Below are 12,043 nucleotides of genomic sequence, written 5' to 3' on the forward strand. Positions count from 1 at the left end.
GAAATGCGTCGTCTCTGTTTGGTTCTGTTATCGCTGGGCTTGAGTGCTTGCTCCACGCCCAACCCCTACGTGGCCGCCTCGGCCCCGATGCCGCCGGCTCCGGCCCAGGCGGCGAATACCTTTGATGCCAGTGCCTACCCGGCGCCGGTGCGCGACTATGGTGCCTACCGCAGTTGGGGCTGGCTCAACGGCCAACTGCCGGCGGGCACGGCCTGGGCCGATTCGGCGCAAATCGCCGAAGCGGTCAGCGGCGCCCTCGACCAGCGCGGCTTGCGCCCCTTGCATGACAACCGCGCTCCCGACCTGCTGGTGACCGCCGATGTGCGCCTGGAAAAACGCCTGCGCCAGGTGCAGGACGATTACGGCTACGGCTACGGCGGCTATAACCGCTATGGCAATGGCTACGGCATGTACAACACGGTGCCGGTGGTACGCACGTATGAGGTGACGGTGGCGGTGGCACGCGTGAGCCTGTTCGATGCCCGCACGCGTCAGCCGGTATGGAGCACCAGCGCCGAAACCAGCAGCCAGGGCAGCCTGAGCGAACGCGCTGATGCATTGCGCGAAGCGATGCAGAAGGCAATGAGCGCTTATCCACCCAGTTAGCCGCTATTCTCATCTCAGGCTTATTCCGTCTTTTGGAGAACACCCATGTTTCGTCGCCTTGCTGCTCTTGCTGTGGTGGTCTTGTTGAGTGGCTGCCAGACCAGCCAAGTCAACCACGACTTTGATGCCAGCCGTGATTTTGGCGCCTACCGCAACTGGGCCTGGAAAGACCCGGCGCTGCAATACCGCCCGGATGATCCACGGATCAAGAGCGACCTCACCGAGCAACGCATCCGCCAGGCCGTGGGTGAGCAACTCGACCAACGCGGCCTGCGCCCCGCAGCCGCAGGTGCCAAGGCCGACCTGAATGTGCAGGCCTACCTGATCGTCGAAGACCGCCAGCAACAAGTCACCACCAACTACGGCGGAGCCTGGGGCGGCCCGTGGAATGGTTACTGGGGCGGGCCGATGTACAACGAAACGCGCAACATCACTTATAAAGTGGCGACCATCCAGATCGACCTGCTCGACGGCAAGGACGGCAAACTGGTGTGGCGTGGCAGCGACGAGCAGATGATGGCCAGCACGCCGAACCCGCAGGATCGCAGTGACGCCGTTCGCAGTACCGTGAGCAAGATCCTCTCCAACTACCCACCGCGCTAAAGGCCAGCACAAACCCCTGTGGGAGCGGGCTTGCCCGCGATAGCGGTCTGTCAGTCACCGATGTATTGACTGATCTGTCGCCATCGCGGCATAGGTATTTACACAAATATTGGCGTCTGTGGTGTTGGGCTGTTTTATCTTGGGGGCATATCCGTTATTTAGGTTACGGCGGCCTATGGTTCCGCTCTTACAGCGGGTCACTTTTGGCAAACGCCCCAAAAGTAACCAAAAGGTCTTCGCCCCACCACTCGGTGCCTCGCCTAGGCTCGGCATGCCCGCACTCCGGTTTGAATCCGTGGGCCGCCGCGATGGGCCATCCTTGGCCCAGCGCGGCTAACCCGGCGTCCTGCCGGGTTACCCACGGATTCAAGCCTGCGTTCGGCCATCGTGGTTAACGGGGCGCCTCAGATCAAAAGCAAGATCAAGATCTACAGCACGGCGGCCTGAAAGCCGACCTGAGTGGTTGAATCAAAAGCAAACGCGGATTTGCATACACCTGGGATCTGCTTTTCTGTGGGAGCTGGCTTGCCTGCGATGCAGACACCTTGGTGTATCAGGTACACCGAGTTGATGCCATCGCAGGCAAGCCAGCTCCCACCTTTGACCGAGTATGGCTCTGCTGTTGCTGTTGCTGTTGCTGTTGCTGTTGCTGTTGCTGTTGCTGTTGCTGTTGCTGTTGCTCTGGCCCTTACATCCTTTTCGATGACGAAGTCAGCGGTCTTTTGATGTGCGCTTTTGATCTTGATCTGAAATCGCCCCGTCAAACACGATGGCCGGAATTCGACAGTGATTTGGGGGGTAAACCGGCAGGGATGCCGGTTTAGCCGCGCTGGGCCAAGGATGGCCCATCGCGGCGGCCCCCCAAATCATTGTCGGATTGCGGGCATGCCGAGCCACAGCGAGGCACCGAGTGTTGGGGCGAGGACTTTTTGCTTACTTTTTGGTCCTTCAAAAAGTGAGCCGCTGTAAGAGCGGAACCATAAGCCGCCGTTACCGCAGCAACGGATATGCCCCCCAACCCCCCAACCCCCCACCCTCCTGGTCAGCCCGTTAACGTTGTGTAGATATCGATGGCCATCGCGGGCAAGCCCGCTCCCACATTTTTGATCTTCACCACCTCCAGCCCTTGTCTACACTCAATTGCATCCCAGGAGAGTAAGCGCTCGGCAACTCGCCGGCACAGGAGTGCTCGATGTCTCCCCGACTTGGTTCCAGGCAACGTGGCGCAATCGGCCTGATGGCCGCCGGCGTGTTGGCGGTGGCGCTGGCCTTTACATTGCTGATGATCGACAGCGGCCGCCTGTACCTGGAGAAGCGCAAGCTGCAAGGCGTGGCGGACACGGCGGCGCTGGAAGCCGTGAGCCGCAGCGGCACGTGCCTGAGCGGTCTGAGCGCGGCGGCGTTTGCCGGGCAGAGCGTGGCGCGCAATCATTTTGTGGTGGGTAGCGGCAATACCCTGGTGACCCAATGTGGCACCGTGACCACCGCCGCGTCGGGCCGGCGCATGTTCAGTGCCAACCCTGCGGTGTCATCGGCGATTCAAGTGGTGGTGAGCAAAACCGTGACCACCAGCGTGGCCGCCGGGGTGTGGGCGTTGTTCTCCGGCAACCCGGTAAGCCTCAATACCGTATTGACCGCGACCGCCGTGGCGGCGGTGCCCACGCCGCCTTCGGCCCAACTGACCCTCGACAGCAACCTGGCCAGCGTCAACTCGGCGAGTGCGAGCTTGTTGAACCCGCTGTTCAGTGGCTTGCTCGGCGGTAACGTCAACCTGACGGTTGCCGGGTGGAATGGTTTGCTCACTACCAATATCAGCCTGCTCAGTTACCTCAACCAACTGGCGGTCAACCTCAACGTGGCCGCCGGTAACTACACCCAGTTGCTCAACACCAACGTCACCGCCGCGCAGTTGATCCAGGCCGCGGTCACCGTGCTGACCGCCAACGGTGCAACGGCGGACGTGATCACCGCCCTGGGCAGCTTGCAAGTCGCCGCGATCAACCAGACGCCGTTGACCGTCGGGCAGATCCTGCAATTGCAGACCGGCACCACTGCTGCAGCGCTGAATGCCAACCTGCAGGTGTTTCAACTGATCCAGGGCGTGGTGCAACTGTCCAACAGCAAAAGCGCGGCGGCGGCGACGTTGCCCGTGAGCCTGCTGGGGCTGGCCAATATCACCACCCAGGTCAAAGTGATCGAACCGCCGCAGTTGTCGGCCATCGGCAACCCGGCGCTGGCAGCGGCCAACCCTACAGGGCCAAATAAAATTTACGTACGCACCGCCCAAGTGCGCACGCAAGTGACCGTGAGTTTGCCGGTATTGAGTGCGTTGTCGGGGCTGAACACGGCGGTCAACGACTTGTTGGGGCCACTGACGCCGGTGCTCGGCAGCCTGCTGAGCCTGAACCTGGTGAGCACCATCAACTCGGCCTTGTGTTTGCTGGGCGCCGGTTGCCAGCAGGCGGATTTGCTGGTGCTGCCCGGCAACCTGCCGATTAACGTCGTGCTGGATGCCGGCGCCGCGAGCAGTTACGTCACCGCCTACAGCTGCCCGACGGGCAACGCCGGCACCAAGAGCCTGACGGCGTACACCACCACCTCGTTGGCGTCGTTGAACGTGGGCAGTATCACCAATGCGTTTTCCACCACCTTACCGATGACGGTCGCGCCGTTGCCGCTGATCGATATTGGTACCAAGACCTGCCACAAGATTCTCGGCATCGGCAGCTGTGACCCGCGCGTGCCGTTTGCCGGTGGGGGCATCGCGATCAAGGTGGTGAGTCCGATTGCGCAGAGCAATCAAACCCTGGTGTTCTCCAGTATCACGCCATTTGCCACACCACCGAATGTGGGGCTTACACCGACCTACAAGGCCGCGACGCCGGCCACCAATGTGGTGAGCAGCCTTTCAACCACGCTCAATGGCGTGGGCATCACCGCGTACCAACCGTCCGGAGCAAGCCCGTTGGGCATTCTGGCGCCTACGGTCACGGCGTTGCTCGGTGGTGTCAGCGCTATCGTCACTCCCGTCGTGGATGGCCTGCTCGGCCCGCTGCTCAACCCGATCCTCAACAACCTGCTGAGCATGCTCGGCATCAGCCTGGTGAATGTGAACGTCGGCGCCAACCTCACCTGTGGCCAGACCGGCGAGGCCTATCTGGTGATTTAAACGTCGGTGGCCCTGGGCAGTTCCACGCAGAACCGTGCGCCGTGTTCGCCGTTGCTGACGCTCAGGCGCCCGCCCATGTTCTCGACGATGCCGTAACTCACCGACAGGCCCAACCCGGTGCCCACGCCAATCGGCTTGGTGGTAAAAAACGGCTCGAAGATGCGCTCCAGCAAGCGTGGGTCGATGCCGCCGCCGTTGTCTTCGACCCAGATGCGCACGTGGCGGCTGTCGTGTTCGGTGTGCAGGGCGATCCAGGGGCGTAGTTCGGGGGTCTTCTCGCGTTGGCTCAATAGCGCATCGCGGGCGTTGACCATCAGGTTGATCAGCACTTGCTCCAGCTGGTCGACGTAGCCCTTGACCTGCACCGGGATATCCACCTGGGTCAGGCGCACTTCAACGCCTTTGCCACGCAGGCCTTCACTGAGCAACGACAAGGTGCCCTCCAACGCCTGCGCCGGGTCGAAAGGTTGCTGCTCGACCTCCGAGCGGCGGCCGAACACGCGCATATGGTCGACCACTCGCGCCGCACGCTGCACCTGGGCGTCGATGCGCTGGAGTTTTTCGGTCAGGTAGTCGATCTGCACATCGCCATTGCTCAGGCGCTTGAGCACATTGACGATGGCCATGCGCATCACGTTCAGTGGCTGGTTGATCTCATGGGCCAGGCCGGTGGCCATTTCGCCGAGGGTGGCCATTTTTGCGCTTTGCGTGAGTTGCTGCTGGGAGCGCCGCACTTCGGTGTTGTCGCGGCCCACGGCCTGCACTTCGACCAGGGCGCCGTGCTCATCGAAGACGCCTCGGTCCGACCACACCCACCAGGCATGTTCGCGGCCGGGCAATTGCAGGCTGATTTCGGCCGTGCTCACCGGGAACTCCGGCGTCAACTGCTGGATGCGCTGCACAAATGCTTCGCGCTGTTCGGTCGACAGCCATTCACCCAGGTTCACCCCGCGCAACTGCGCAGGCTGGCACTCCAGATAATTGGCCAGCGGCGTGTTGCCGAAGGTCAGGGTCAGGTCCGGGCGATAGCGGCAGATCATCGCCGGGGAGTCTTCGACGAGGATGCGGTAGCGCTCCTCGCTGTCCTTGACCTGCTGGGCGGCCAGGGTCGCTTCGGTCACATCCAGCCACAGGCCGACCGCTTCGACCGGTACACCCAGGTCATCGCGCAGCAGCTTGGCTTCGTCGAGCAGCCAGTGGTAATCCCCGTGTGTGTCTTGCACGCGGTAACGGCTGCGCACGCTGCCTTCGCGCAGCAGTTGGCGGGTGCGCTGGAAGTACAGGTCGCGGTCGTCCGGGTGGACCCATTGCACCAGGCTGTCATGGGTGCATTCGGCGAGGGTGCGACCGAGCAAGGGCAGCAGGCTGTGACTGAAAAACACCGGCTGCAGCGCGCCATTCATATAGCGCTGCACATAGATCACCGCCGGTGAGCTGGCGATCAGGTTGTCCAGGCGGGCGCGGGCGGCGTCGGCTTGCAGCTGCTGGTTCTGGATGTCGCTGATGTCGAGCATAAAGCCGACCCAGCGCCGCTGTTCACCGGCGCCCAGCACCTGGCCCTGCACGCGATACCAGGTCGGCGTGGCGCCGTCGCCACGGTTCAGGCGCACGCTGGCGAGCAAGGGTTTGCCGAGGCTTTGCAGGTCGCGCAGGCGGCTGTGCAGCTCCTGGCGGTCGGCCGGGTGGATGTGGTTCAGCCACGCCTCGAGGGGGTGCCGGGTCGGGCCGTCTTCCGGGTCGAGGTTGCGCATCAATTGGGCGGCAAGCTGGATTTCGTCACTGGCGGGCAACAACTCAAACCAGCCCGTGCCCAACAGGCCTTGCAACGCTTCCTGGCGTTCGAGTTGTTGATGGTGGCGGTGTTCGCGCAAGCGGCTGAGCAAGGGCGCGGCGAGGGCGGCGGCGAGGTTCAGCCAGTCGCGGTCGTTGCTGTGTGGCTGGCCGCTGTAGGCGCCGCACAGCAGCCAAGCGGCGATACCTTGACCGTCGCGATAGGGCACGAGGAAGCCATCGGCATTGCCGAAAATGCTGTGCAAACGCGGGTGCTCGCCGCGCCCATAGGGGGCTTGCAGGCTCAGCGGCGTGGTGCCGTTGAGGCTGTCCAGGCAGGTGCCCAGGCGCTGGCCGGTGTGCCAGAACAGCGGCGCGTCATGGTTGGCGTACTGGCTGTAAATCACCCAGCCCTGGTCTTCTTGATCGAGCAGGGCCAGGGCCACACAGGGAATACGCCAGCGCTGCGCCACACTGCACAACTGTTCGTTGAACACCTCGGGCAGGCGGCTGAGGCTGCACACGCGCAGTTGCTCACTGACGCGGCTGGTCAATTGGTGGTTCTGTTCGCGCTGCTCGGCCAATTGCCGGCTGCCGAGCAAGTCGCCAATGTCTACGGCGTGCAGCAGCCAGCCATTGTCGAGGGGTTGAAGCGTGCCGCGGGTGTGCAGGATTTGCCCGGCGATCCCGTGGAAATCCAGGTCGAGGCTGTGGCGCTGCCAATCGGCGGGCACGCCTTCAACCGTCACGGCGCTGTGGGCACTCAGCAGCGCTTGCAAGTGCGGCGAGTTAACCAGTGGCGGCAACTGTGGGCGCAACGTGCCGCTGAGGTCGAGCACCCGGCCTTGGCCATCCAGCTGCACGTGCAACCCGGCAGACGGCGGCGCGGGCGGGTCGATTTCCAGCGCGCCATTGCGACCAAGCAGGCGCCCGAACAACGTGTCCCCCGAGGTCAAAACTGCAGGCTCGACTGGGCCTGCAATATCGTCGGCAGTTGCGGCACGGTGCCAATGCCCGGCAGGACAATAAAAGGCAGCACCGCCTGCAGATTGGCCGAGGGATAGTTGATCTGCACCAACAACAGTCCACCGGTAAAAGTGGTGGTGACGTGTGTGGCTGCGTTGAATTTGTAGGCGGGAGGAATCCACCCAAGGCGGGTAGCCACCGCTGATTTGGCAGTGGCCTGTACGGCGGCGGGGTAGCCTTGCATATTCGGGTCCAGCCCTACGCTCAGGCGCACGGCTTCGGCGGTGGCCTGGTTGAACGACTGCAACAGTAGCAGCGGCAGGCTATAGCTGACCGTGCCGTAGAACACGGCAAAAAAAACCACGAACACGGCAATGAACTCGATGGCTGCCGCGCCTTTTTGCTTCTCGGGGAGGCTTGTTTTCATCACCGCGTCTACCCTGACGGCTACTACTTGATATCAGCATAGAATCAATCGGTGAAAAGGGATGTTTTTTACGTGATCCATAGCGCAGTGGTGCTGTTGTGGTTGGGGCTGTGTGCCGTGCAGGACGTTCGCCAGCGCTTGCTCGCCAATCGCCTGACGCTGGGCGCGGCGTTGCTGGCGCTGATCTACCTCGTGTGGACGGGCCACACCTGGCTGGGCGCTTCCATCGGGCAGGGGCTGTGGGCGTTTTTTCTGGCGCTGCTGATGACCTTGCCCGGTTACGCCCTGGGCCGCCTGGGCGCCGGTGATGTAAAGCTGCTCGCGGCCCTGGCGCTGGCCTCCAATGCCGATTACCTGCTGGGTTCATTTGTGGGGGCCGCCGTCGCCAATGTGCTATGGATTTTGGCCGCGCCAAGGCTTTGGCCGCTTATGGGTCAAGGGGTTAAAAACCATCTGGGTTATCTGGCGCCGGATCCGTCAAGAAAACTGCCGTTTGCGCCGTTTTTACTGGTGGGTTTTGCCGCCACCTGGTTTTGGATCCATTAATCGTCTGAGGGTATTAACGCTATGTACATAGTTGGAAAGTACGTCTACGTTTAATACGTGGTTGTACAGGAAAATTCGTGGTGAAGGATTAGTCAAACTTTTGGCTTGCAATGCATGGAGTAGCGCGTGAACAAGCTTATCTCTGCAGTAAAAGTGCTCGTGGTCGACGATCAACCGCTGATCGTGGAAGAGCTCTGTGAATTTCTTGAAAGCAGCGGTTTCCGCTGTGTCCCGTGTGAATCCAGCCAGCAGGCCTTGAAGCGTTTTACCGAAGACGCCGATATTGGCCTGGTGTTGTGCGATCTGCATATGCCGGACATGGACGGCATCGAGTTGGTCCAGGCCCTGCAGAAGGTTGCGGGCAAGCAGCGCGCCTTTGAGGCGATCATGTTGACCGGCCGCGCGGACAAGCAGGATGTGATCAAGGCGCTGCGCGCTGGGATCGCGGATTACTACCAGAAGCCGATCAATCTCGATGAACTGCTCGAAGGTTTGCAGCGCCAGGAAGCGGCGTTGGAGGAGCGTAAGAAAGAGCTGCAACTGGGGCACTTGAACCAGAAGCTGCAATTTCTTTCCGAGTCCATCAACGACCTGTACCAGGACCTCGACAAAGCACGCCGCAGCCCGCCAGGGCATGAGGGTGACGAGGTGTCGGCCGAGGAGGCCGGGCCGCTGGAGATTCCGGCGATCTTCAACCAGCTGTCGCCGCGTCAGCTGGATGTTGCGCGGCTGGTGGGCAAGGGGCAGACCAACTACCAGATCGCCTGCGAGTTGGGGATTACCGAGAACACCGTGAAGCTGTATGTGTCCCAGGTGCTGCGCCTGACGCACATGCATAACCGCACGCAGTTGGCGCTGGCGTTGTCGCCCAGTAACTCGGCGATGCGCCAGCGAGTCACTGCCCACTGATCACTTGTGGGAGCGGGCTTGCTGTGGCGAGGGAGCTTGCTGTGGCGAGGGAGCTTGCTGTGGCGAGGGAGCTTGCTGTGGCGAGGGAGCTTGCTCCCGTTGACTGCGCAGCAGTCTCCGGCTTTTTTGGGCGCGCTTCGCACCCCAGCGCAAGCAAGCGTGCTCGCCACAGAAAGCCCGCTCCCACATTTGACCGAGTGATGATCGTTCCCACGCTCGCGTGGGAATGCCGCCCAGGACGCTCCGCGTCCTGTTGTCAATTACCGCTCTGTACTGTCCCGCCTGCCTTCTGATCGAAATACTCCGGAATCGGGTGCTTGTAGCTTTCCAGCAAGCGCTGCGCCGCCAGGTCACGTTCTGCGGCGGAGGCTTTTTGCCGGGTGCTTGATGCTGCTTTCCCGCTGGACTGCAAGGTCAACCAGCTTTCGGTCACCGCCTGCTGCGGCGATGACGGGCCGGGCTCAATGGCCATGACGGTGAGGGGCAATGCCAGCACGGCGAGGCTGGCGAGATACGGCATTTTCATGATCAATTCCTCGGGGGGCTGGCGGCATCACTCACGGTCGCCACTTGGTCTTTGGCCTTGGCGACGGGAAGGCTGGCGCCCTTGAGTTTCTCGGCGCGGGCCTGGGCGTCGGTGACTTGTTCGGGGCTCAGGTTCATTTGGCTGGCCACTTGTGCGGCCTGCTTCCAGTTGTCCTGATAGATCAGCAGGGTGACCAGGTTGATCGCCGCCAGCGGGTCGCTCTGCTTGAGCTCCATGGCGGTCATGAATTCGAAGCGCGCGTCTTCCAGGCGCAGTTGGTTGAGGTAGACCACGCCCAGGTCATTACGGATTTTTTCATCGGTCGGCGCCAGCCGCGCCGCGCGTTGCAGGTGCGCCATGGCTTGGCTGTTGTCGCCCTTGGCCGACGCCAATTGGCCCAGGCCGTGCTCGCCTTCGGCCGCCATGCAGGTGCCGATCAGGCTTTGATAAAGCCCCGGCGCCTCGGCGCGTCCGAGCAGGCGATACGCCTTGGCCTGGCGCAAGCGTACCTGGGGCAAGTTGGCCGGCAGGTTTTGCAGGTTGGCCAGGCTGGCGTGCAGCTTGCCGTCGCCGGCCATTTCATCGGCCAGGTTAAGCGTCAGTTCCTGGTCAGACCCAGGTTTGGGGCAACTGCCGCCCGCCGTCAGGGCCGCCCACGGCGTTTGGCCATTGCTGGCGCAACCCCCGAGCAGCAGCAGGCTCAAACCGGCTATCAAGGCTTTCATCGGGCGGTCCTCATAAGTTACTCAAGGCCCGGGAGATGCCGATGAACGCCGGCCCCCCGAGCACGATCAGCAGGGCGGGAAACAGAAACACCATCATCACCACCGACATCTTTGCCGACATCTTCGACACGAATTCCTGAATGCGTGTGAGGCGGCGGTCGTCGAGCAATTGCTTGAGCGCCAGCAGCGATTTCATCGCGCCGCCGCCTTGCTGCACCAGTTGCTGGAGGATGGTGCAGGTGTCGGTGAATTCATCCACGGCCAGCATTCGCGCGGTCTTGCCCAGCTCTTCGCTCAGCTCCAGGCCGGAGTCGACACGCGTCAGGATCAGGCGCAGTTCATAAGTCAGGTCCGGCAGCAGGCGCTGCGCTTCAATGCTCAGCACGCGCAGCGCTTGTTCCACCGCCATGCCGGACTCGAAGAGGATGCGCAGCAGCGGAATGAAGGTCGAGACCTCACGGGAAATGCGCTGCTGACGGGCCTTGGCGGCCCAGGCCAGGATGCGTTTGGGCAAAAGGTAGCCGATGCCCAAACCGATTGCGGGCGCCAGCCACGGCGAGGCCGTGTGGGGAAACAGCAACTGCTGGCCCACCAGCACCACGCCCAGCGCCAACAACGGCGTGCCGACCTGCAGGGCGGCGAACATGGAGCGTTGGCTGGCCTGGCGCCAACCGACGCGACTGAGCAGCAGCTGGGTTTCGTTGTCCAGGCTGACTGAGCGTTGCGCGATAGGGCTGTTGCCCAATTGACGCATCAACGTATTGAGCGTGCGTTCACGGCCCATCTGGCCCTGCAAGCGCTGGGCGACCAGGCGCTGGCCGCGCCGGTGTTTGAGCAGGTTGGCCAGCACCAGCGCCAGGGCGGCCAGGAGCATTACGGCGCTGATCAGCAGTGGGATAGCCATCTCATACGCTCCGCAGCATGCGCCACAAGGTGAAGCAGCCCAGCAGTTGCATGCCGAGTGCCACGAACAACAGCATGCGCCCGGTACCGTCGTTCCACATGGTCATCAGGTAAGCCGGGTTCACCGCCAGGAAGTAGCCGATCATCGAAATCGGCATGGCGCCGAGCACGTAGGCGGTCACGCGGGTTTCGCCGGTCAGGGCGCGTAACTGGCGGGCGGCCTGCTCGCGCTCGCGGATCATCTTGATCAGGTTTTCCAGCAGTTCGCTGGCGTTGCCGCCATAGCGATGGTTGATCTTCAAGCCCAGTGCGAACAGGCGAAACTCATCACGCTCGTAGAATTCGGCAAAGTCGTGGGTCGACTCCGGCAGGCTTACGCCCAACTGCACGTTGCGCTGGATGCGGCCCATGGCCTGTTGCAGTGGGTCTTCGGTGATCTCGATACCGCCGAGCACCGAGTCGGCCAGAGTGCGCCCGGCCTTGAGGCTGCGCACGGTGTGGTCGAGCAATTGCGGCAGTTGTTCGATCATGCGCTTGATGCGCCGTTGGTAGCGCCAGGCAATGTACAGGCGCAGCAGCAACGGCGGCAGCACCAGCATCACCAGCAGCCCGAGCCAACCGGCCACCAGCAGCCCCAACGCCGCGCCCAAGGCCCAGATCGCCAGCCACAGGCCCAGGCTGTCCGTGGGTTTGCCCAGGCCTGCGCGCAGGAACATCCGTTCCACGCCACTCCACTGGTTGGCTTCTTCGCCGAGCTGCGGCTGGCCCTCGGCGAGCCGGCTCAGTACCCGTTCGGTCTGGGCACGGCGCAGGCCGTTCTGAAAGGAGCGGACCGACAGGCCGATCAGGATCAGGCAGATGAGTAGCAGAATGGCCCCGGTCATGGTCATGTC

12 protein-coding genes are annotated in these 12,043 nt (G+C 62.5%); 5 read left to right on the top strand and 7 right to left on the bottom strand.

Annotated elements, in window-relative coordinates; all coding sequences use genetic code 11:
- The first annotated feature begins 3 nt into the window (after positions 1–3).
- Both PSH96_RS03210 and PSH96_RS03215 read left to right on the top strand, forming a co-directional pair.
- Entirely contained in the window at positions 4–606 is a 603-nt protein-coding gene (locus PSH96_RS03210) for a DUF4136 domain-containing protein (protein ID WP_305457457.1), read from the top strand.
- A gap of 45 nt (positions 607–651) precedes the next feature.
- On the top strand, positions 652–1,209 hold the full coding sequence (locus PSH96_RS03215) for a DUF4136 domain-containing protein (RefSeq protein WP_305457459.1): 558 nt from the start codon (positions 652–654) through the stop codon (positions 1,207–1,209).
- A gap of 428 nt (positions 1,210–1,637) precedes the next feature.
- Here PSH96_RS03215 and PSH96_RS03220 read toward each other — a convergent pair whose 3' ends face one another.
- The gene (locus PSH96_RS03220; RefSeq protein WP_305457461.1) at positions 1,638–1,973 is read right to left on the bottom strand and encodes a hypothetical protein; all 336 of its coding nucleotides are present in this window, start codon (positions 1,971–1,973) and stop codon (positions 1,638–1,640) included.
- A 428-nt stretch (positions 1,974–2,401) separates the two neighbouring features.
- On the opposite strand from PSH96_RS03220, the gene PSH96_RS03225 reads away from it, so the two are divergent.
- A complete protein-coding gene (locus PSH96_RS03225) occupies positions 2,402–4,378 on the top strand; it encodes a pilus assembly protein TadG-related protein (protein ID WP_305457463.1) in 1,977 nt (658 codons plus the stop codon).
- Here the strand turns inward: PSH96_RS03225 and PSH96_RS03230 are convergent.
- Both PSH96_RS03230 and PSH96_RS03235 read right to left on the bottom strand, forming a co-directional pair.
- Positions 4,375–7,104, bottom strand: a complete 2,730-nt coding sequence (locus PSH96_RS03230; protein ID WP_305457465.1) for an ATP-binding protein — start codon at positions 7,102–7,104, stop codon at positions 4,375–4,377. The genes PSH96_RS03225 and PSH96_RS03230 overlap by 4 nt on opposite strands.
- Positions 7,101–7,541 carry a TadE/TadG family type IV pilus assembly protein gene (locus PSH96_RS03235; RefSeq protein ID WP_305457467.1) on the bottom strand — a complete coding sequence of 147 codons (441 nt, stop codon included), beginning with the start codon at positions 7,539–7,541 and terminating at the stop codon, positions 7,101–7,103. Before PSH96_RS03235 ends, PSH96_RS03230 begins: the two co-directional genes overlap by 4 nt.
- Positions 7,542–7,613: 72 nt before the next feature.
- Here PSH96_RS03235 and PSH96_RS03240 point away from each other — a divergent pair, with 72 nt between their 5' ends.
- Positions 7,614–8,087 (top strand): prepilin peptidase, encoded by a 474-nt coding sequence (locus PSH96_RS03240; RefSeq protein ID WP_305457469.1) that lies wholly within the window; start codon positions 7,614–7,616, stop codon positions 8,085–8,087.
- Positions 8,088–8,213: 126 nt separating this feature from the next.
- On the top strand, positions 8,214–8,996 hold the full coding sequence (locus PSH96_RS03245) for a response regulator transcription factor (protein WP_305457471.1): 783 nt from the start codon (positions 8,214–8,216) through the stop codon (positions 8,994–8,996).
- Between the two features lie 256 nt (positions 8,997–9,252).
- On the opposite strand, the gene PSH96_RS03250 is transcribed toward PSH96_RS03245, so the two are convergent.
- From PSH96_RS03250 to PSH96_RS03265, 4 genes are read right to left on the bottom strand one after another with little or no spacing between them, the layout of a single operon-like run.
- Positions 9,253–9,522: a DUF3613 domain-containing protein gene (locus tag PSH96_RS03250; protein ID WP_305457473.1), complete on the bottom strand. Its 270-nt coding sequence runs from the start codon at positions 9,520–9,522 to the stop codon at positions 9,253–9,255.
- A 2-nt stretch (positions 9,523–9,524) separates the two neighbouring features.
- The gene (locus PSH96_RS03255; RefSeq protein ID WP_305457475.1) at positions 9,525–10,247 is read right to left on the bottom strand and encodes a tetratricopeptide repeat protein; all 723 of its coding nucleotides are present in this window, start codon (positions 10,245–10,247) and stop codon (positions 9,525–9,527) included.
- 10 nt (positions 10,248–10,257) lie between these two features.
- On the bottom strand, positions 10,258–11,151 hold the full coding sequence (locus tag PSH96_RS03260) for a type II secretion system F family protein (protein WP_305457477.1): 894 nt from the start codon (positions 11,149–11,151) through the stop codon (positions 10,258–10,260).
- 1 nt (position 11,152) lies between these two features.
- Complete coding sequence (locus PSH96_RS03265; protein ID WP_305457479.1) at positions 11,153–12,034, bottom strand: type II secretion system F family protein; 882 nt, start codon at positions 12,032–12,034, stop codon at positions 11,153–11,155.
- Between the last annotated feature and the right edge of the window lie 9 nt (positions 12,035–12,043).

Origin of the sequence: Pseudomonas sp. FP2338, assembly GCF_030687515.1 — a bacterium.
GTDB lineage: Bacteria > Pseudomonadota > Gammaproteobacteria > Pseudomonadales > Pseudomonadaceae > Aquipseudomonas > Aquipseudomonas salomonii.